We start from the raw sequence: 20,028 nt of genomic DNA, 5'->3' as shown, positions 1-20,028 counted from the left end.
TATGAGCCGACGTGGCAACTGCCACGACAACGCGGTTGCAGAAAGCTTCTTTCAACTTCTCAAACGAGAACGAATTAAGCGGAAAACTTACAGAAGCCGGGAAGAGGCCCGGCAGGACGTATTTAATTATATAGAGATGTTCTATAACCCGATTCGCCGCCATGGACACAATGGCAACTTATCTCCAATAAAATTTGAAGAAAAGTTTGTTAGTAAAGTTGGGGGTGTCTAGTAAATTAGTGGCGATTCACACTGACAAACTTAGCCGACTTTTTATATTCAATAAGGTCTCAGTTTGTTCATGCTGCTATTCCTGTGATTCAGATTCCAGACAATACATTGCTATCAATGACTTCTGAAGGTTTACGAGTGTCAAATTTGTCTCTTGATATTCTAAAAGAGGTTTTTGAACATGGATTTTTGATTCAGTATAGTTTTCCTGTGGATCAGTTTTCAAGAATAAAATGTGATCAGTAGTTGAATCGCCACTGCTTTCTGTTAGAGCGTGCTTAGCAGAGGTTACTGAGGAAAGAGAATTCTTGGAGTGCGTTTCGCGGAAAGTGGCAAGGCTTAAGTTACGGCTGATTTGGGAGGCTTAACGCCCGCCCCGATACCCTCTGTATATATAGTCGAAAGTGGACAGGGGGGGGGCTTCGTGTTAGTTTTGCTAGCCCTCAAGGTGTGTTAGTTATGATTAATTGTTGAGAACAATATTGATGAAAAAAGCTTTAATAACAGGCATTACGGGCCAGGACGGCGCGTATCTTGCGGATTTTTTGATTCAACAGGGATACGAAGTGCATGGCGTGAAGCGCCGGGCTTCATTGTTTAATACCGACCGCATCGATCATATTTATGAAGAACCGTGCGTTGAAAAGCGGAGACTAACTCTTCACTATGGGGACTTGACAGATGCTACGAATCTCATTCGCATCATTCAAGAAGTTCAGCCTGACGAGATCTACAATCTTGCAGCTCAAAGTCACGTGAAGGTCTCCTTTGATTCTCCAGAGTACACAGCAAACGTGGATGCTCTTGGCACCCTACGTATTCTTGAAGCTATCAGGATTTTAGGGCTAGAGAAAAAGACCCGCTTTTATCAAGCCTCCACTTCCGAACTCTACGGCTTAGTGCAGGAAATTCCCCAAAACGAAAAAACTCCATTTTATCCTCGTTCTCCGTATGCTTGTGCCAAACTGTATGCCTACTGGATAACAGTAAATTATCGTGAGGCATATGGCATATACGGTTGCAACGGTATCTTGTTTAATCATGAATCGCCCAAGCGTGGGGAGACGTTTGTAACTCGCAAGATCACACGTGCCTTAGCCAGAATCGTTTTGGGATTACAAGATAAGATGTTCCTTGGAAATATGGATGCAAAACGAGATTGGGGACATGCAAAAGATTACGTTGAGATGCAGTGGTTGATGCTACAGCAGGACAAGCCAAAAGACTTTGTTATTGCAACAGGGCGTCAATTTTCTGTACGTGATTTCGTAACTATTGCTGCGGCGGAGCTAGGCATCAATCTCGAGTGGCTGGGAACAGGGGTGGCCGAGAAAGGCGTGGTTGTTGAAGTAGACGAAGGGATTCTCAGGACTCACAACGTCGGTAGTTATGTTATTGATAAGGTGCCGCAGAGAGGGGACGTAATCGTTGAAGTTGATCCCCGCTATTTTCGTCCAACGGAAGTTGAGACTCTACTTGGTGATCCCGCAATGGCCAAACGGGAACTTGGTTGGGAGCCCAAGATTTCGTTCGAGGAAATGGTTAGGGAGATGGTTGCCGAGGATATTTCTCTGGCTGCTAAGGACAAGATTTGCCTAGATAATGGCTTTAAGATTTTTGATTACAACGAGTAACTTTTTTGCCTGAGTAAGCCATGGAGAAAAATAGTAAAATCTATGTCGCCGGGCATCGAGGGCTGGTCGGAAGCGCTCTTTGCCGTAAGATGGAGCAGGATGGTTTTTTTAATCTCTTGAAGCGAACCAGTAGCGAACTAGACCTACGTAATCAACTCGCCGTAGATAGTTTTTTTACTAATGAGAAGCCAGAATTTGTTTTTTTAGCAGCAGCCAAAGTAGGGGGGATATACGCTAACGATACCTACCCGGCGGAGTTCCTCCGAGATAACCTGCTAATCCAGAGTAATGTTATTGACGCCGCCTATCGTAACGGATGCAAAAGACTGATGTTTTTAGGATCGTCCTGCATCTATCCCAAGTTGTGCCCCCAGCCGATCAAAGAGGATTATCTCCTGACTGGTAGTCTTGAGCCTACAAACGAGTGGTATGCCATTGCCAAAATTGCAGGGCTGAAGATGTGTGCGGCATATAAGAAACAATATGGATTCGACATAATAAGCGTCATGCCGACGAACCTGTATGGACCTAATGATAATTTTGACCTTAAAAGTTCACATGTCCTTCCTGCGTTGTTACGAAAGTTTCACGAGGCAAAAGTGCAAGGGGCAGGAGAGGTTGTTGTTTGGGGATCTGGCAATGTGCTCCGCGAATTTCTGCATGTCGACGACCTGGCGGACGCCTGCCTGTTTTTAATGCTTCGCCAGACAACCATTGATCTTATTAATGTTGGAACAGGCATTGAGCTTTCAATAAGAGAACTTGCAGCGTTAATTAAGGATGTTGTAGGTTTTAAAGGTGTGATCTCCCAAGATGAATCATACCCAGATGGGACTCCTAGAAAGCTATTGGATGTTTCAAAGCTAAAGGAGCTAGGCTGGAAGCCGAGCATTTCTTTAAAAGATGGAATTCTTGAATCTTATCAATGGTTCTTGAGAAATCAGAACTCGCTGAAAGGTGTGTAACGCTATTATGACCTTTGTAACAATTAGAGCGGGCGTGTAATGGCTACAGAGCTCTGGCAAAGCGGAATGTCAGTATTGGAAAGACATATGGCGTTCTCACGAACTCTTTCTCATCCTTGCATGGCGCGATGTTACTGTGCGCTATAAACAGACTGCGATTGGTATTGCATGGACAGTTTTGCGGCCCTTTTTTACAATGCTCGCTTTTACGTTGGTGTTCGGTAAAATAGCAAACTTGCCTTCAGAAGGAGAAATTCCCTATCCTCTGTTAGTGTTTGCTGCAACGTTACCATGGCAATTGTTTTCGACGGCTATCACCAGTACTTCAGAAAGTCTTGTTGGTAACTCCAATCTAATCTCCAAAGTATATTTTCCCAGGCTACTTGTCCCAGCATCAACCGTGGGTGTTGCTATTGTAGATTTTATAGTTTCATTTTGTGTGTTGGGCGTTCTGATGGCTTGGTATAACGTTTTCCCCACCTTACAGATTGTTACTGTTGTTCCTCTTGCATTGCTTGCCGGCATTTTAGCATTAGGCCCGGGGCTCATTTTGTGCTCACTAAATGTGACTTATAGGGATTTTCGCTACGTAATACCTTTTGTAACTCAAATCGGGCTTTACATATCTCCGGTGGGTTTTTCTTCCTCTATTGTTCCAGAGAAATGGCGGTTACTTTATGAGTGTAACCCCATGGTGGGAGTAATCGATGGATTTTGCTGGGCAATTCATGACCATTCGAGGACATGTGGCAAGCCTGTTAGAAGTAGGAACAGGTTTTCATCCTGAGTTGACCGGGAGAGAGAATATTTATTTGAATGGTTCTATCCTTGGGATGAAACGTAAGGAAATTCGTAATAAATTTGAAGAAATAGTCAGCTTCGCTGAGGTTGAAAAATTTCTTGATACGCCTGTCAAACGCTATTCGTCGGGCATGTACGTCCGGCTAGCGTTCGCAGTCGCAGCCCATCTTGAACCTGAAATTCTTATTGTCGATGAAGTGTTAGCCGTTGGTGATGGCGAGTTCCAAAAAAAATGTCTTGGCAAGATGGATGAAATTTCCAAAGGCGAAGGAAGAACGATCCTTTTTGTTTCCCACAACATGGGCGCTGTACAGAACTTATGTAATAAGGGAGTCGTCCTTGGCGGAGGAAAGGTTCAATTCGCAGGAAAAGTTGCAAATGCTGTTGTTGAATATAACAAGCTGAACAACAAAAATTATGACAGTTGCGATGTGCTTACTCATAATCCAAATGTCTTTTTTTGCGGAGCAGAGTGTCAAGATATAGTAGCCTCTGGAGATGACTGGGTAGTAGAACTCAGTTTTGAGTTTTTACAGAACTTTGGGAAAACTTTTTTTGATTTTGCAGTAGATAGTGCCAAAGGCCAAAGAGTTATCCAGATTTCAAATGGCAAGATGGGAAGGTTTTTTGAAGCATCAGGAAAGAAAAGAGTAACGGTGAAAATTCGCAACGTACACCTGAGTCATGGCCAATATCATGTCCATATTTACATGAAATCGCTTGATGGCCATGTTTTGTACGTAGCAAAAAATATAAAAAACATACACGTAATGGACAACAGGGTCGGGGCAACAGCGATGGCAATCACAGCCTTTGATTCAGAAATTATGTAAGCTTGTGTGTATGAATGTATAGGTGTTTGCTATTTCCCCAAAGCCATATTCTCAGTTGTTCTTTATTGCCTTTAGTTCTATTGGCAGCCAAGGCCAACGCGTTGTGATTGCCACATAAGCTTGCCTGTAATGTCTTATTCTCCTGTCAGCACTGTAATATGTTTGGACAAAGAAATCATGATATCCTGTACAACGAATATCGTGATTATCTAACTGCAAGCCATTGGGTCATATTGATTGTGTGGTTCGCTAAGGACAATTGTGCAGGTCATCTCATATCTCTGCACCATTGCTGAGAATTGCTGCATTTCAGCCTTTTCCATCAAGGCAACCGGCCGAAGTGCTTGATGGAAAAGGCTACGCGTTCCACTACAGGGCGGGGCGTTGAAGCAACGGAGTCGACAAGATCTAGCCTTAGTTGCAGTCCCTGCCCGTTGGCTACCTGAATGGCAAGGCCGGGGCGGGCATTCAGTTCCAGAATCAACGGGCCCTTGTTGGCGTCCAGAACGATGTCCGCGCCAAGATAGCCCAGCCCTGTGACTTCAAAACATTTTGAAGCCTGCGTAAGGCATTCCTTCCAGCGCGGAATCGCAAGATCAACCAGCCGCCTTCCTGTGTCGGGGTGGTTTTCAACAGGCAACCCGTGCTGGATGGCATGAAGCGCCTTGCCGGAACCTACATCTATGCCTGCACCAACGGCTCCCTGATGCAGGTTGGCCTTGCCGCCGGAGTTTGATGTGGAAAGGCGCGCCATGGACATGACCGGATAGCCTTTGTAGACGATGATGCGCAGGTCAGGCACGCCCTGATAGGTGAATTCGTCGAAAATTTCTGAAAATTCGATTTTTTCTTCGATCATTGCCACATCAGGGTTGCCGCCAAGGCTGTACAAACCGCTCAGGATGTTGGACGCATGGCGGTGCAGATCAGCTTCCGTGATCACTTTGCCGTCAGGCCTGATAAAGCCGTCGCCGTCTCTGCCTGTAACAACCATGATGCCTTTGCCGCCGCTACCCTTGGCAGGTTTGATGACAAAGCTGTTATGGCCTTCCATGAAAGGGACAAGCTGCTTTACATGTTTTTGCACGCGCATGACGCCGATGAGCTTGGGCACAGCCAGTCCAGCCTGTTCGGCCAGCATCTTGGTTTTCAGCTTGTCGTCTACCAGCGGATAGAGATGGCGGGGGTTATTGCCTGCCACGTAGCGCACATTGCGCATGTTCATGCCGACAATACCTTTCTGTTTCAGCCTGCGGGGCGAAATCAGGCGCAGCATTACATTCTCCCCAGCGGTTCAAAGCGTCGCAGTTCGCTCAGCCTGTAGCCGGTGTAGCTGCCTATGCACAGGATGATTGCCAGAACGACCAGAAGCAGCTCCGGAAAAGCGTAACTGATGTGCTCAACATAACTGTTTGTAATAAGTAGGTACACAAGGCTTGCAGTCAGCAGCGAGCCGCCACCCTGAATGAGCACTTCCTTGGGGCCTTCTTCTTCCCACAGAATGGACATTCTTTCGATGGTCCATGCGATGATGATCATGGGGAAGAAGGATACCAGCAGGCCGAATTCGCTGCCCAGTTTGTAGCTGATGACTGCCAGTGCAAGGTAAATGACGATAACGAAAACCAGTACAGCTGATATTCGTGGCACAAGCAGCAGGTTGAGCCTGCTTAAATACGAGCGTAGCACCAATCCCAGACTGACAACCATGACAAACAGAATCAGGCCTGAGATAAGCGATGTCTGGATGAACGTCATGGCGATAAGGATGGGCAGGAATGTTCCTGATGTTCTGATGCCTACAAGGTTGCGCATGACAACAACAACGAGCGCACCGAAGGGAATCAGAAGCAGCAGCTTGAACGAGTTCTGGAACTGCAGCGGCAGGCTGTAAATGGAAAAGTCCACAAGCATGGACTTGGATTCTCCCAGTCCGGCACTTATGGCAGCCTTGTTGGCTATGATGCTTGTAGTCAGAGACGAAAACTTTACGGCAGAGTCAGAGCCGCCTGTCACTTCAAGCACTGATTCGTTTCCTGTCTGCCATAGCAGGAAGGAGCCGGAATCAAGAATGACGGCTCTAACCGGATCTACCAGCACCCACTCGTCACCTGTTTTAATTTCCAGATAGCCGGTGATGGTTCTGCCGGAAGTGTTTTCATCCAGAAAGAAGCCTTTCACTCTTCTGGATGTTACTCCCGCTTCGTGCAGTATGGTGCGGGCAAGGCCCAGCGGACCGCCGAACTCGTCCTTGTCGTTCAGCAGCAATTGAACACCGGGATTTGCCTCCGGCACATTCAGCATCTGAAGCACGTTGATGGCAATATCCAGCGGCTTGTCGCCCTTACTTTTGGCTTGCCGGACAATTTCTGTTGCCAGCTCTTTTTGTGCAGGCCTGAACGGAGGGAACGGATCGGGTTTATAGTTTTCTTCGACCGGACGCGCATGTTGCGGGTCTTTGCGGTAAATCTGGCTTTGGAAGTAGATTTTTTGCGGGCCGAAGGCCTTGTCTATGCTCCAGATGCCGCGGGTGTGCGTGCCGACTTTTTTTACTTGATAGTCATAGTCGCCCTGCTTGATAACACTGTCTACAGCAACAAGACCCTGACGGTTGTCAGGCAGGTTCAGCGAGACCTCTACAGGTTCTCCGTGGGCAGCGAAGGTTATTTCAGCCTCAACTGTCCAGACGGATACCCGCTGGTCGGGGGACAGAGAAAAACCCAGTCCCCATACCTTGTACACGGTGACTCCGGTTCCAAGTAGAATCAGAACCGCTATGAGAATTATGAAGTGCAGTTTCTTTTTCATTACTGACTCATGGGAGATGTTATATATTCCCGCGAAACATCAACCGCGGCCTTGCCTTCCAGCAGGCTGCGGCCGATCAGAACGGGAAACTTGAATTTTGACCTGTCGGTTAGCGAAAATTCGTTGACAGTGTTGATTGAACCTATCCGGACCCGCAACATGATAATCGGTCGGCGTATGCTTTCTGCACCGTGTCGCTTGATCCGCGCATCCCGTTTGAGAGGTTTTTCAATTGGCTCAGAAAGCTTGCCGTCAGGATACGGGATTGCGAACCTGACCCATTTCTTGCCATCACGCTCAAAACGCTGAATATTGACGGCACTAAGAGAAGACGTTGTCGCTCCTGTATCAATGCGTGCAGGCAGCCGCTTTTTGATATCTGCAAGATACACGTATTCGGCTTCACCAACCAGAACGAGATTGTCTATTTTGACTTCGGCAGGCTTTTGGGGCGGCTTTGGTTTGGGCTTCGGCTCAGGTTTTACAACAGGTTTTTCCGGAGCGGACTTTACAGGTTCAGGTGCAGGTTTTACCGGCTCAGGCTGAACCGCTTCCGGTTTAACAGGAGCGGGCTGTTCCGGCACGGCAGGCTCCAGTACGGGCTGCTTAGGTGCACAGGCCGCCAGTGACAGGGTCAGAATGACAAAAAGTAGTTGAAACAGTCGTTTCATGAATTATTTCCTTAAATATTACTAGGCTGTTTTGCTTTACAAAAGAAAAGCTCTATACTGAGCCGGACGGAGGAAAACAGCTGTTTTTCATAAGCAGAGAGGCGATATATCACGAAAGGCCATGAGTTTAACAAGATTTTTATTTTTTATTGCGACACTGATGCTTATGCAAGTTCATCCGTGTGCTGCCACAACAACTGATTATCAGTCCGTTCCCGATTCTATCAGGAAAATCATCAATATACCAGCAGAGCCGTCTGTAGTGCCAAGCCCTGATGGTGAAATGCTTTTGTTTGCAGAGTACGGGCAGTTGCCTGCGGTGGAAGATCTTGCCAGGCCGACAGTAGGCTTAGCCGGCATTGTTATTGATGCTGCGCGCAATTCCCGCAGACCGCTCAATCTTGCCGTGTCATTATACACGATTGATATGGAGAGCGGAGAGCGGAAAACCGTGACGGGGCTGCCGAAAGAGGCAGGCTTCAGCCATGTTACGTGGTCGCCTGACAGCGAGCATATCGCCTTTGCAGTGTATGAGGAAGGCGGCGTGACGTTATGGGTGGCAGATGCAGATACAATGCAGGCGCAGCGGATTGCGGGCCTGAAGCTTAATGATATTCTGGGGGCTCCGTATGTATGGCACCCAGACGGAGACTTGCTTTTGACACTTGCAGTTCCGGCGGAGCAAGGCCCCAGACCGGAAGTTGCCAAGCATAAGTTCGGGCCTGTCATTCAGGACTCTACCGGTTTTGCAAGGGCGGCCAGAACTTACCAGAATTTGCTGCAGAGCGCGTACGACGTTGCTTTGTTCGAGTACCTGGCCGCGTCTGTGATTGCGCAGGTTTCCACAGACGGAGAAATAAAAACGCTCGGAGAACCCAGCCTGTATAGCTCTTTAAGCCCCTCGCCGAACGGAAAATATTTGCTGACGGAGACCATTCGCCGTCCGTATTCATACATTTTGCCTGTCAGCCGTTTTCCGTATCGGGTCGAGGTGCTTGATATGCAAGGAGCATCTGTACGCCTGATTGACGAACTGGAACTGGCGAATGCTGTTCCCGCAGGTCGGTGGAATGTTCGCACGGGTGCACGTGAAGCTGCATGGAATCCTGCCGAACCTGCCGAGCTGTGGTGGGTGACTGCGCGGGACGGTGGCAAGGCTTCCGCCAACGCCACTATCAGGGACGAACTTTTTGTGTTGAATGCCCCATTTACCGATGAGCCGCGCTCCGTATTCCGCATGCCTATGCGGTTTGAAAATGTGTACTGGGGCGGTGATGCTGTGTTTGCCGCAGGGGTGGATACGCAATCCGGTAAAAAATATGGCTGGATGCTGGAAGAAGAAATGCAGGAGCCAATCAGGCTGGCAACCGGCAGCTTCATGCCGCTTGTAGAATCCGCAGATGGAGCGTTCAGGAAATACCGGCTTATGCCGGATGAAAAGGGCATTTACCTTGCCGACAAAAGGCAAGGCGCTTTGCTGGGGTATGACATCCGTACAGAATCGAAGAAAATTCTCTGGACGGGTGACGAGAGCGTGAAAGAATCGGTAATCCGCCCTCTTGAAGACGACAAAGAATTTCTTGTTCGCAGCGAATCGTTTACCAGTCCGCCCAATTACTACATTCGCACGAAAGGAAATAAAAACGTACGCGCGGTCACGGCATTTGAGCATCCGGTACCATCGCTGCTTAAAGTGCAGAAGAAACGGCTTGAATATACTCGTGCCGATGGTGTGCGGCTGGCGGGAGATCTGTACCTGCCGCCGGAGTATACGGTTGAGGATGGCCCGCTGCCGACTCTGATCTGGATATATCCCAGAGAATACAAAAATAAAGCTGCAGCGGAAAAAGCGCTGGAAAAAGAAAACAGTTTTATGCCGCTGGGGCGTACGTCCCGCATGTTCTGGCCGCTTATGGGCTATGCCTTGCTGGACAGTCCGGCCATGCCGATCATCGGCAGCAACGGCACTCAGCCCAATGATACGTTTTTGAAGCAGCTTGAGATGAACGCCGAAGCAGCCGTTAGTGAACTTGTGCGTACCGGTGTGGCGCGCGCCGACAATATTGCCGTGGGCGGACATTCCTACGGAGCGTTTGCAACGGCAAACCTGCTGACGCACACCTCGCTGTTTGCGGCAGGTATTGCCAGAAGCGGGGCTTATAATCGTTCATTGACGCCTTTCGGCTTTCAGCATGAACATCGCTCGCTGTGGAAAAATCCAGAATTGTATAAAAACATGTCTCCTTTTTTTCATATTTCCAAGATCAACAGTCCCGTACTGATCATTCATGGCGACCACGACCAGAATGCCGGAACGCATCCCGAACAGTCCGTGCGTCTGCATCAGGCGCTGGTCGGGCTGGGAAAGACGTCCCGACTGGTTCTGCTGCCGTATGAGGGACATTCGTACTACGGGCAGGAATCCGTCATGCATGCCATATGGGAAATGACGCGCTGGCTGGACAGTCACCTTGAACCGCTTAAGGAACAGCCTCAATCTGCAGGATCTGAACCTGTGAATGCACAACCAGATACGACAATACAACCGCATGCAGCACCTGTGCAGGTTGAAAAGCCGAAGCCGGCAAGGGTAGAACCGCAAGCGGAAGAGAATGCGGAGCACCGGTCTGTACAGCCTGAGCGTCCGGCACAGGCAGAAAAAACGGAACATGCCGCCAACGCAACTCAGACGTACTGAGACTTTTTTGCTGCGACGTATTACCGGCAGGACAACAACCCGTTGTTCTGCCATTTTTTTGCGCACCTGAGATACTTCCAACACAATTTTAAGGAATGTATTTTAAAAAGGTCGCGCCTTGCGGACAGACAATCTTTCCCGTATCATTTAGGATTACATAGCAGGGTATGTCGGGTGCAACATATCTATATCGCAGAGATTGGGTTCGCCTGATGAACTGCATCATCAAAGCATTCTCTGCCTGTAAAAGTCGACACACTGCAAAAATAATAAAGGGATATAATCGTGAACGCTAACAGTAACAATCAAAAGACCGAGACACATGAAGGCAGACCGGACTGGTTCCATCTGGAAGTACATCCCTGGGTGTTTTTCGGTTCAGCGGCGCTGATTATTCTTTTTGTGGGAATTACCATCGTCTTTCAGCATTTTCTGGGCAACGTGTTTCAGGCGATGCAATCCTACATGTCCACGTATGCCGGATGGTTTTTCATTGCCACAATGAATATTGTTCTTTTGTTTGTTCTGCTGCTTATTGTAAGCCGCTTCGGCGATATCCGGCTGGGCGGGCCGGATGCGGAGCCGGAATTCAGCACGCTGGGCTGGTTTGCCATGCTGTTTTCCGCCGGTATGGGCATCGGCCTGCTATTTTATGGTGTGGCGGAACCCATGTTTCATTATGTGGCTAACCCGCTGACAGAGCCGGGCACGACAGACGCTGCCAGAAAAGCAATGGATATCACCTTCCTGCACTGGGGCCTGCACCCGTGGGCAGTGTACACCATTGTCGGTCTGGCTCTGGCGTTCTTTTCATTCAACAAAGGGTTGCCGCTTTCCATCCGTACCGCATTTTATCCTGTTTTCGGTGAACGTATTTACGGCCCTATCGGCAATATCATCGATATCATGGCCACCGTTGCCACGCTGTTTGGTGTGGCCACCTCGCTTGGACTTGGTGTGCAGCAGGTGAATGCAGGGCTCGACCATCTTTTCGGGGTGGGACAGTCCACCACCATTCAGGTGCTTTTAATTGCAGGTATCACCGCCATAGCAACATGGAGTGTTGTCAAAGGGCTGGATAAAGGTATCCGGCGTCTTTCTGAGCTGAACATAGCCCTTGCTGCCGCGCTTGCGCTTTTTGTGCTTATTCTGGGGCCCACGCTGTTTATTCTTAACGGTACGTTGGAAAACATCGGGTATTATATTCAGTTTCTGCCGCAGCTTTCCACGTGGAACGAAACCTATGAACACACGCAATGGCAGCACGGCTGGACAATTTTTTACTGGGCATGGTGGATTGCGTGGTCGCCGTTTGTGGGCATGTTTATTGCCCGTGTTTCCTTTGGTCGTACCATCCGCGAATTTATTCTGGGCGTGTTGCTGGTGCCCACGTTCATTACATTCCTGTGGATAACCATTTTCGGTAACACTGCGCTGAATATAGAAATGTTCGGTGGCGGCGGTATTGCCACTGCCGTGCAGGAAAATTTGCCCGTTTCACTTTTTGTGTTGTTGGAGCACTTCCCGCTCAGTTCCGTTACATCTGCTTTGGGTATTGTCGTCATAGTCACGTTTTTTGTGACGTCATCCGACTCCGGATCAATGGTTATCGACATCATTACCTCCGGCGGCGACCCGAACCCGCCTGTGCTTTCCCGTCTTTTCTGGGCCTTGCTGGAAGGGGCAGTGGCTGCTGCGCTGTTGATGGGCGGCGGACTGGTGGCCCTTCAGACGGCAACAATCACAACAGGGTTGCCCTTTGCTGCAATCCTTCTGGGCATGTGCTACTCTTTACACAAAGGGCTTAACGAATACACCGGCCCGCAGGAGTTCACTCTGGATCTGGGCAAAAAGCCTGCCCGATTCCGCGTTAAACGTAAGCCGGTACTGGACAGGACCTTCGGAAGACGCAAGCTCTGGTAACAGTCCGCCTGAAGGTCGCAGACCACGGAGGCGTTATGCGCCGGTTTGTCATTACGCTTTTTTGCTTTTTGTTTTTGGCTACCTCGTACTCCATTGCCGGAGAACGACCGCTGACCATTGCCTATGTTGAATGGTCGTCTATTGCCAGTGCCAATCTGGTGCAGGTTGTCGTGCAGGAAGAGCTTAATGTGCCATGCCGCATTGTGGCAACAGATGCTGAAAACATGTGGCGCATGGTGGCAACCGGAAAGGCTGACGTAATGCTTTCGGCATGGTTGCCTGCTACGCATTCGACCTACTACGACGAGTTCGGCGCGCAGATGGAAGACCTTGGCCCTAATCTTAAAGGCACCAGAACAGGTCTGATTGTGCCTAAAGTGACTGCGGGCAGGTTTACCGCCGGAACAGGGCTTCGTAATCGTCCCTACATTACAACGGAAAGCATCCCTGGCCTGCTGAAGGATGCTGAGAAATACAACCATCGCATTATCGGCATCGACTCTGGTGCCGGTGTGATGGAAAAGACACGGACAGCGTTGAAGGAATACGGACTGGAAGGTTCGTTCCGGCTGGTGGAAGGAAGCGAAGTCTCCATGATGGCAGAGCTCAGCCACGCCATCAGACATCAGCGCTGGATTGTGGTTACCGGCTGGCTGCCGCACTGGGCTTTTGCCCGCTGGCAGCTTGAGTTCCTTGAAGACCCGAAAGGCGTGTACGCCGATGGCGGCAATATTCATACTTTTGTGCGCAAAGGGTTAAAGGAAGACCAACCGGAACTGTATGCCTTGCTCGATAGTTTTTACTGGACTCCTGAAGACATGGGGCAGCTGATGCTCTGGATTCAGGACGATAAGGGGCTTTTTCCCTACGAGAAGGCACAACGCTGGCTTCGTACGCATCCGGAGCGGGTAGCAGGCTGGCTGCAATAACAGACGAACTTTGGAGATTATTCTCATATGCTTCAGGATATTCATTTACGCTATCGCAACGGCTGCATGAAGCTGTTTCGCATGGATGAGCAGAAACATCTTGTTTTTGTTGGGACAGCGTTTGTTGTTCACTCGGAAGGGTACCTGCTGACAGTCGCACACCCTGTCTCGCAGGATGATACGCTGATGGTGGTTCCGCCGGAGGCAGAAGATGACTTTTTGCCAGTAAGCAGTGAAGCGCTTACCGCGATACCGGTTCGCGTGGCGCAGATGGATAAAGAGCGCGATCTTGCACTGCTGAAGTTTACGGACAAGGTGGAGATAACCACGCCTGATCATCTGATAGGCGTACCGGAAAACGCCACAGTCGGTAGCGGAGTCGCATGCCTTGGTTTTGCGTTCGGTTTTCAGTGCATTTATACGCAGGTGCTGCAGCAGGCTGTAGTATGCGCGAAAATGCGCTCCACCAACGGTACAAATCTGTTTCTTTTTGACAGCCGCGTACATGACGGCTCCCGCGGGGGGCCGCTTGTCAGCAACGATGACGACCGCGTCATTGGTGTTGTTACGGGCCGTTTTGACCCGCTTGAAGCTACACCGGTAATAGAAGGCGAAAAGCCTATGCCTACAAGCTTTTCGTACGCGGTATCTATCGAGTACGCTGTGCCCATGATGGAAAAAGAAGGACTTGATGTGATCTGATGCGGAGCGGGTGCCGTAGGTGCACCTCCGGTATACGGGAGCGTTTTTTGTAACAACGATATGTTGTCGCGATACTGAACTCTCTTGTGTCCGTCGTATCCGGAACCTCAATGGATTGTTATCGCGTTGTTATATCAGCCCGTTCAGAAATGAGCGGGCTGATTTTGTTTGCGGTGCACTTATTCCCGTAGCCTATGTGTTTCTTTTATGGTGAGTATATGTTTTGCGATTCTGAAGTGTTACAGAGAAAGGGGACTTTCCCGCATGGTGGTGCGGACGCACTTTCCAGCCTGCACCGTTTGTTTTCGGGGGCGGTGCAAAGGTTGACACTGCCGGTGCTGGCGCATACAGACCGCAGGCGCGTATCTGTCGGCAGAAGGTTTGGCTGGCAGAAGCAGGCTTCTGCCGATGTGGTTCAGAAAGCTGTGCAGATATTTTTTTGCCTGCCGATGCGGATTAAGAATATACACCGCACAGTTGTGCGGAGAACCTGCATTTTCAGGATTTGTATTTTGCGGTGGTATGCTGGTGCATTGCAGCATGCTTGCGTTGCTTTTCAGCGGCAGTGTATTCTGAAGATTGCTCGGGCTTGTGCCAGGCTGTTTTTGCTCTGTCATTATAATAAGAGACAGGATTATGAAAAAGAAACGGGATCAGCGTTTTATACAGGCTAACAAAGAGGCTGTTTTTGCTCTGGGAGTGTATGCTCTGTATTTCTTGTGGTGGTACTTTTGTGCTTACGGGATGGGTGACGGCGATCCGGAACAATACAACTATGTGCTGGGACTGCCGGAATGGTTCTTTTACAGTTGCATAGTGGGGTATCCGCTTATCACACTGGTGCTTTGGGGGATTGTCCGGCTGTTTTATAAAGAAATGCCGCTGGATGACACCACGGAAGATTCTTCCGATGCTGATGCAGAGGGAGGACGCTCATGAGCGGCTCGCTGACGGCGATAATACCTGTAGTGTTGTATCTGGCATTTTCTTTTGCCGTTGCGTTATGGGCGCGCAAAAAAGCCGCGGCACAGGCCACATCACAAGGCGTGCTGGAAGATTACTATATAGGCGGCCGCAGCATGGGCGGCTTTGTGCTGGCTATGACCATCATCGCCAGCTACACCAGCGCCAGCAGCTTTGTGGGCGGTCCGGGCGTTGCCTACCGTCTCGGGCTGAGCTGGGTGCTGCTGGCCATGATTCAGGTGCCTACAACGTTTCTTACACTGGGCGTGCTGGGTAAGCGTTTTGCCATAGTCGCCCGCAAGACGAATTCCGTGACATTGGCTGACTTTTTGCGGGCCAGATATAAAAACGACACCGTGGTGAACCTGTGTTCGTTTGCGCTGCTTATTTTCTTTATGGCGGCGATGCTGGCTCAGTTTATCGGCGGTGCCAGACTTTTTCAGGCCGTTACCGGCTACCCGTACATGGTCGGTCTGATCCTTTTCGGCATTACCGTGGTTCTGTATACCGCCGTTGGCGGTTTTCGGGCGGTGGTCATTACCGATGCGTTTCAGGGTATCGTTATGGTGGTAGCCGTGGTGGTGGTCCTGCTGGCTGTAATCAACGCCGGTGGCGGCATGGAACAGTGCATAACCACCCTGAAAGAAATCGATCCGGGCCTTATCACTCCCACAGGGCCGAAAGAAGCAGTACCCCAGCCGTTTATTCTGTCGTTCTGGGTGCTGGTGGGACTGGGTGTTATCGGCCTGCCTCAGACCGCCCAGCGCTGTATGGGCTACAAAGATTCCCGCGCCATGCATAACGCAATGGTCATAGGCACACTGCTCATAGGCTTTATGATTCTGTGCGCGCATCTTGCCGGTACGCTTGGCAGAGCTGTAAGGCCCGACCTGCCCGCGGGCGACCTTGCCATGCCGTCGCTGATTGTGGACTTACTGCCGCCTTTCTGGGCCGGTGTTTTTATTGCTGGCCCGCTGGCAGCAATAATGTCCACTGTGGACTCCATGCTGCTGCTGGCTTCCGCCGCCATTGTAAAGGATTTGTACGTTCACTACCGGTACAAGGGCGATGCTTCCAGATTAAAGCCCATGACCATGAAGAAGATGAGCCTTGCCAGTACGTCGGTAATCGGTGTGCTGGTATTTCTGGCAGCCATAGAGCCGCCGGATCTTCTTGTCTGGATCAACCTCTTTGCCTTTGGCGGGCTTGAAGCTGTCTTCCTGTGGCCCATAGTGCTTGGCCTGTACTGGGACAAGGCAAACGCCGCAGGGGCCATTGCGTCCATCATTACAGGTGTTGCGGTGTTCATCTGCCTGTCTGTGGCAAAGCCTGCCATGGGCGGCATTCATGCCATTGTACCCACCACGCTGGCTGCGCTGAGCGCTTTTGTGGCTGGCGCATACTTCGGCAGGCCGCCCGACAGGGCCACAGTTGCTGTGTTCCGCGGAGAGTTGTAGCGATACCGGCTGCCGCGAGTGCGTACTTAAAATACATAGCCCCGCCTGATTCTGTATGAATCCGGCGGGGCTTTTTTATACGGTTTAAAAGGGAGTGAAGCAGGACTCATAAGAGGGTGCCTGCGTGAACGCATTGACTACAGCACGGACCGCACAAGGCAGACCATGCCCGCAAGCGTGATGATAAAAAGCAGAACGCGTCTGAAAACCTGCTGGTTGATATGGCGTACAACGGGAAAGGCCAGCAGCGTACCGATCATTGTAGCAGGAATGCCGTACATGGCGTAGCTGAGCACAGTCTCAGTATACATGCCTGCGCTGGCTTGAAGAATGCAGGTCATGGTTGCTCTTGCAACAAAGAAAACACCAAGAGTGCCCAGAAACACTCTGGGGCTCCATCCGGCATACAGTCCGTATGCGCCCACGGGGGGGCCGTCAAACGAAATTGTCGTGCCCAGTAAACCGGCACCGAATCCTGCCAGACTGCCTTTGCTCCATGATTCGCCACTTTTTGTGCTCACTTTGTATGTGCACTGCCAGTACACATAAAAAAGCAGCAAAAGCCCCACCCCGCCCTGCAGCATGGCGCCGGAGACTATCTGCAGGATATAAAGCCCCGCAAAAGCCCCTGGCACACAACCAGCAATCATAGGCCGCAGCGCAGAATAACGGCAGTGTCTGAAATGCATAAGTGCAATGCTGATGTCCATTACAAGAGTGAGAATGCAGCTGAGCGGTATCACAACGTGCATAGGGATAAACGTAGCCACTACGGGCAGTGCCACCATAGCACCGCCTACGCCGCTGACGCCGGATACAAAGCCTGCAATCATCCACATACCGAAAACAAGCAGATGAAGAAAGTCAGGCATTTCTGATACCTGCCCTGTCGTTCTGTTTAGTGGTTGCAAGTTGCTGCTCGCACTGCTCCAGCGAACCGTAACCTAGCTTTTGCATCAGCAGTTCATAGCGCTGGCGGGTAAGGTTGCGCTGCTCATAACGGGCTGTGGTTACGCACGCTGCATAAGCTGCCAATGTTGCGGGTGAGTACGTCTGCAATTCACATGAAAGGTAGAGGCAAAAGCTGTGGTGCCCGTCAGGGTGGACAGCATGGGGAAATTGTGCGGCAACTTCTTTTCTCCATGCGCTTTCAGCCTGAACGATGTCCTGTATGGCGGGAGCATTGCTCAGTTGCGGAATAAGACCTTCCATCAGCGCATATTTTTCGGTCATGAGGTTGCGCCCATGCCGTCTCGCCTGCGTAAGGTCGTTCAGATATGATTGTAAAAAATCGACGGAAAGCACTGCATGCGTGATTTCACGCATAATGCGGAAAGATTCGGGTCGTTCCTGACACGGCGATATCCCGCCGCGATTATTCACTTCCAGAAACATAGCCAGTTCAAGCACTATGACAGATTCGAGAAGCGAGTTATTAGATGTGTTCATCAGAATACCTTTTCCAGAATGATATGCTTCAGACGACTACAAGGTCGCCGGAAGGAGGGCCTTTTACTCCTTTGCGTGCTTAGATGGAAGTGGTTTTTATTCTTTTAGTTACAGTGTGTTATATTTTGTTTTTATGTCACACCCAGATGGCCTGCCGCAGCCCGTGGCGTTCTGGATGATCATTGAAAAACGGAACCTGATTGCAACGTATGAGGGGGGTGGCGCATGTTTGCGTAGGTAGAGCAATTTTGCTTATTGCCGTGCTGTCTTGCTATACTGTAGCATCGTGCTAACATGTTGAATTATTGACGGATATCTGTCTTGCTGGTGGTTGAGGCCGGTGCATGAGGAAAAAACAGCCTTAGCGTGGGACGCACAACATGAGGCATCGGTGATGCTTCAGGTGCAAGGTTCTTACTGGCGGGAGCTTCGTCTTGTTTGCAATGGTAAACGCACGCTGGACAGCGGGAATGTGGACAGATACGTGCGCCGGACATAAGGCGTTACTCTTGTTACGTGTCAGGATGGACTTCTTTTTGTAAACTGAACGGCTATGGACACAGGAGGCAAAGATGATTTTTGGTGTTGAAGCAAGCCCCCGAAGTGGAGGCAACTCTCATAAACTGCTGGAAGCTGTGCTTGGCGGCGCTCAGGATGCCGGAGAACGTACAGAAGCGGCGCATCTGCGGGATTATAAGTATGAGCCGTGTGTCGGCTGTGAGAAGTGCCGGAAAGATAAAATCTGTACCCGTTTTCAGGACGGCATGACTTTGCTGTATCCGCGCATTATCGAAGCCCGAGGGCTGGTGCTTATTTCTCCGGTGCATAACTACAATGTCACCGCGTGGATGAAAGCATTTATAGACCGTCTGTACTGTTTTTATGACTTTAACAATGAGCGGCCGCGGGGTTGGTCCAGCCGCCTTGCAGGTCAGGGGCGAAAAGCAGTCATCTGCGCCATTGCAGAGCAGGCCGACAGGCGTGACATGGGCTTTACGCTTGAAGCAATGCGTATGCCCCTTGAAGCCTTAGGCTATGACGTGGTGGAAGAAATTGCCGTGTTGCGGCTGTTTGACAGGGGGATAATTGCACAGCACGAAGACAGGATGGCACAGGCTAACAAGGCAGGCCGGATACTGGCAGAAAGCCTGCGGGGTGGTTAAGAGCTGTTCAATATTGCTTATAGGGAGCGGGGAGCGCAGTGCCGCAATCTTAGCCTGCTTGCAAGCCCGCTTTTAGTGCTGAATAGCGTTTAATATAAAAGCAAACTGTCATTGCGGGGGAAAAGCGTTGATGAAGGGAGGCGTTACTGTAAAAGTTCTAGCTTAATCAAATTCATGTCTAGTTTCAGTCGCAACGCCATATTATAGAATACGGAGGTGTAGGTGGATACCGAAAGCAAACTCAGGCATGGACAGGCCATGTCAATGCAATGGGTCGGATATTTGTTAAGGCAAGTTATAGCAGATATTGATCATGGTGGAGCTAATACCATTAATATTTTAAAACATGCGCGGTCTGTAGATAGTTCAACAGGCCTGATTCCTCTTAAAGCAGGTTGTACATATGTTGAACAGTTTTTTTTAGCATTTGCCATTGAACTAGGACTCAAGGCCTTGCTGTTGGATGAAGGGGTAGCTCCACCTTTTAAGCATGATTTAAGTTACTTGTATAATACACTCACCAAAGATACAAAAGAACGTCTGCAAACTGCTATGGATAGCATGGCCCCAACGCTAGATATGAGCATTTTTTTTCAGACCCACAAAGATGATTTTATTAATTGGCGTTATTTAGAAAATATTGAATTGCAAGAAACTGCTCCACAAGAGTTACATTTGGTCATTTGCGCAATACTTGATGTTTATAACAAAAACACCGTACAGCATAACAACTGCCCCTCTGGCTGACTATCAGATCATGTTTTAGCCACTACACTTTACTATAAAAAGCGCAGCCCGACA

18 protein-coding genes are annotated in these 20,028 nt (G+C 49.7%); 13 read left to right on the top strand and 5 right to left on the bottom strand.

All coding sequences use genetic code 11. The features are described from left to right. The 5 genes from ACK5LI_RS02630 to ACK5LI_RS02610 form a co-directional block, all read left to right on the top strand. Nucleotides 1-232 (top strand): IS3 family transposase (locus ACK5LI_RS02630; RefSeq protein ID WP_416946081.1); only part of this gene is annotated, 232 nt, incomplete at its 5' end. A gap of 484 nt (nucleotides 233-716) precedes the next feature. Further along, nucleotides 717-1,865, top strand: coding sequence for a GDP-mannose 4,6-dehydratase (gene gmd, locus ACK5LI_RS02625; protein ID WP_416946080.1), 1,149 nt, complete (start codon nucleotides 717-719; stop codon nucleotides 1,863-1,865). 20 nt (nucleotides 1,866-1,885) lie between these two features. Then, nucleotides 1,886-2,830, top strand: a complete 945-nt coding sequence (fcl, locus tag ACK5LI_RS02620; RefSeq protein ID WP_416946079.1) for a GDP-L-fucose synthase — start codon at nucleotides 1,886-1,888, stop codon at nucleotides 2,828-2,830. Between the two features lie 136 nt (nucleotides 2,831-2,966). Then, nucleotides 2,967-3,617 (top strand): ABC transporter permease, encoded by a 651-nt coding sequence (locus tag ACK5LI_RS02615; protein ID WP_416946078.1) that lies wholly within the window; start codon nucleotides 2,967-2,969, stop codon nucleotides 3,615-3,617. After that, nucleotides 3,538-4,464, top strand: a complete 927-nt coding sequence (locus ACK5LI_RS02610; RefSeq protein WP_416946077.1) for an ABC transporter ATP-binding protein — start codon at nucleotides 3,538-3,540, stop codon at nucleotides 4,462-4,464. Before ACK5LI_RS02615 ends, ACK5LI_RS02610 begins: the two co-directional genes overlap by 80 nt. A gap of 322 nt (nucleotides 4,465-4,786) precedes the next feature. On the opposite strand, the gene ACK5LI_RS02605 is transcribed toward ACK5LI_RS02610, so the two are convergent. Genes ACK5LI_RS02605 through ACK5LI_RS02595 form a run of 3 tightly spaced genes read right to left on the bottom strand, consistent with a single transcriptional unit; the run spans nucleotide 4,787 to nucleotide 7,943 of the window. Further along, on the bottom strand, nucleotides 4,787-5,740 hold the full coding sequence (locus tag ACK5LI_RS02605; RefSeq protein WP_416946076.1) for an alpha-L-glutamate ligase-like protein: 954 nt from the start codon (nucleotides 5,738-5,740) through the stop codon (nucleotides 4,787-4,789). Then, nucleotides 5,740-7,272 carry a UUP1 family membrane protein gene (locus tag ACK5LI_RS02600; RefSeq protein ID WP_416946075.1) on the bottom strand — a complete coding sequence of 511 codons (1,533 nt, stop codon included), beginning with the start codon at nucleotides 7,270-7,272 and terminating at the stop codon, nucleotides 5,740-5,742. Before ACK5LI_RS02600 ends, ACK5LI_RS02605 begins: the two co-directional genes overlap by 1 nt. Beyond that, on the bottom strand, nucleotides 7,272-7,943 hold the full coding sequence (locus tag ACK5LI_RS02595; RefSeq protein WP_416946074.1) for a RimK/LysX family protein: 672 nt from the start codon (nucleotides 7,941-7,943) through the stop codon (nucleotides 7,272-7,274). The genes ACK5LI_RS02600 and ACK5LI_RS02595 overlap by 1 nt, the downstream gene beginning before the upstream one ends. Before the next feature lie 121 nt (nucleotides 7,944-8,064). On the opposite strand from ACK5LI_RS02595, the gene ACK5LI_RS02590 reads away from it, so the two are divergent. From ACK5LI_RS02590 to panF, 6 genes are all read left to right on the top strand, one after another. After that, on the top strand, nucleotides 8,065-10,641 hold the full coding sequence (locus ACK5LI_RS02590) for a S9 family peptidase (protein WP_416946073.1): 2,577 nt from the start codon (nucleotides 8,065-8,067) through the stop codon (nucleotides 10,639-10,641). Nucleotides 10,642-10,926: 285 nt separating this feature from the next. Then, a complete protein-coding gene (locus ACK5LI_RS02585) occupies nucleotides 10,927-12,564 on the top strand; it encodes a BCCT family transporter (protein ID WP_416946072.1) in 1,638 nt (545 codons plus the stop codon). 35 nt (nucleotides 12,565-12,599) lie between these two features. Beyond that, complete coding sequence (locus ACK5LI_RS02580; RefSeq protein ID WP_416946071.1) at nucleotides 12,600-13,493, top strand: glycine betaine ABC transporter substrate-binding protein; 894 nt, start codon at nucleotides 12,600-12,602, stop codon at nucleotides 13,491-13,493. Nucleotides 13,494-13,520: 27 nt separating this feature from the next. Next, nucleotides 13,521-14,195 carry a S1 family peptidase gene (locus ACK5LI_RS02575; protein ID WP_416946070.1) on the top strand — a complete coding sequence of 225 codons (675 nt, stop codon included), beginning with the start codon at nucleotides 13,521-13,523 and terminating at the stop codon, nucleotides 14,193-14,195. A 636-nt stretch (nucleotides 14,196-14,831) separates the two neighbouring features. Beyond that, nucleotides 14,832-15,134 carry a YhdT family protein gene (locus tag ACK5LI_RS02570; protein WP_416946069.1) on the top strand — a complete coding sequence of 101 codons (303 nt, stop codon included), beginning with the start codon at nucleotides 14,832-14,834 and terminating at the stop codon, nucleotides 15,132-15,134. Continuing rightward, nucleotides 15,131-16,615 (top strand): sodium/pantothenate symporter, encoded by a 1,485-nt coding sequence (gene panF / locus ACK5LI_RS02565; protein WP_416946068.1) that lies wholly within the window; start codon nucleotides 15,131-15,133, stop codon nucleotides 16,613-16,615. Before ACK5LI_RS02570 ends, panF begins: the two co-directional genes overlap by 4 nt. Before the next feature lie 137 nt (nucleotides 16,616-16,752). Here the strand turns inward: panF and ACK5LI_RS02560 are convergent, their stop codons facing one another. Together ACK5LI_RS02560 and ACK5LI_RS02555 are read right to left on the bottom strand one after the other, a co-directional pair. Next, nucleotides 16,753-17,487, bottom strand: a complete 735-nt coding sequence (locus ACK5LI_RS02560; RefSeq protein ID WP_416946067.1) for a sulfite exporter TauE/SafE family protein — start codon at nucleotides 17,485-17,487, stop codon at nucleotides 16,753-16,755. After that, complete coding sequence (locus ACK5LI_RS02555) at nucleotides 17,480-18,064, bottom strand: DUF4125 family protein (protein WP_416946066.1); 585 nt, start codon at nucleotides 18,062-18,064, stop codon at nucleotides 17,480-17,482. The genes ACK5LI_RS02560 and ACK5LI_RS02555 overlap by 8 nt, the downstream gene beginning before the upstream one ends. Nucleotides 18,065-18,636: 572 nt before the next feature. Between ACK5LI_RS02555 and ACK5LI_RS02550 the strand changes: the two genes are divergently transcribed. Both ACK5LI_RS02550 and ACK5LI_RS02545 read left to right on the top strand, forming a co-directional pair. Beyond that, entirely contained in the window at nucleotides 18,637-19,227 is a 591-nt protein-coding gene (locus ACK5LI_RS02550; protein ID WP_416946065.1) for a flavodoxin family protein, read from the top strand. A gap of 222 nt (nucleotides 19,228-19,449) precedes the next feature. Beyond that, on the top strand, nucleotides 19,450-19,974 hold the full coding sequence (locus ACK5LI_RS02545) for a HEPN domain-containing protein (protein ID WP_416946064.1): 525 nt from the start codon (nucleotides 19,450-19,452) through the stop codon (nucleotides 19,972-19,974). Nucleotides 19,975-20,028: the final 54 nt, after the last annotated feature.

Origin of the sequence: Oleidesulfovibrio sp. (assembly GCF_047973035.1) — a bacterium.
GTDB lineage: Bacteria > Desulfobacterota > Desulfovibrionia > Desulfovibrionales > Desulfovibrionaceae > Oleidesulfovibrio.
This window is presented reverse-complemented; position numbering and strand designations above follow the sequence as displayed.

Excerpts from the sequence above, each read along its gene's own strand:
- gmd (WP_416946080.1), top strand. The coding sequence starts at position 717 with ATGAAAAAAGCTTTAATAACAGGCATTACGGGCCAGGACGGCGCGTAT.
- fcl (WP_416946079.1), top strand. The coding sequence starts at position 1,886 with ATGGAGAAAAATAGTAAAATCTATGTCGCCGGGCATCGAGGGCTGGTC.
- ACK5LI_RS02610 (WP_416946077.1), top strand. The coding sequence starts at position 3,538 with ATGGATTTTGCTGGGCAATTCATGACCATTCGAGGACATGTGGCAAGC.
- ACK5LI_RS02605 (WP_416946076.1), bottom strand. The coding sequence starts at position 5,740 with ATGCTGCGCCTGATTTCGCCCCGCAGGCTGAAACAGAAAGGTATTGTC.
- ACK5LI_RS02600 (WP_416946075.1), bottom strand. The coding sequence starts at position 7,272 with ATGAAAAAGAAACTGCACTTCATAATTCTCATAGCGGTTCTGATTCTA.
- ACK5LI_RS02595 (WP_416946074.1), bottom strand. The coding sequence starts at position 7,943 with ATGAAACGACTGTTTCAACTACTTTTTGTCATTCTGACCCTGTCACTG.
- ACK5LI_RS02590 (WP_416946073.1), top strand. The coding sequence starts at position 8,065 with ATGAGTTTAACAAGATTTTTATTTTTTATTGCGACACTGATGCTTATG.
- ACK5LI_RS02580 (WP_416946071.1), top strand. The coding sequence starts at position 12,600 with ATGCGCCGGTTTGTCATTACGCTTTTTTGCTTTTTGTTTTTGGCTACC.
- ACK5LI_RS02575 (WP_416946070.1), top strand. The coding sequence starts at position 13,521 with ATGCTTCAGGATATTCATTTACGCTATCGCAACGGCTGCATGAAGCTG.
- ACK5LI_RS02570 (WP_416946069.1), top strand. The coding sequence starts at position 14,832 with ATGAAAAAGAAACGGGATCAGCGTTTTATACAGGCTAACAAAGAGGCT.
- panF (WP_416946068.1), top strand. The coding sequence starts at position 15,131 with ATGAGCGGCTCGCTGACGGCGATAATACCTGTAGTGTTGTATCTGGCA.
- ACK5LI_RS02560 (WP_416946067.1), bottom strand. The coding sequence starts at position 17,487 with ATGCCTGACTTTCTTCATCTGCTTGTTTTCGGTATGTGGATGATTGCA.
- ACK5LI_RS02555 (WP_416946066.1), bottom strand. The coding sequence starts at position 18,064 with ATGAACACATCTAATAACTCGCTTCTCGAATCTGTCATAGTGCTTGAA.
- ACK5LI_RS02550 (WP_416946065.1), top strand. The coding sequence starts at position 18,637 with ATGATTTTTGGTGTTGAAGCAAGCCCCCGAAGTGGAGGCAACTCTCAT.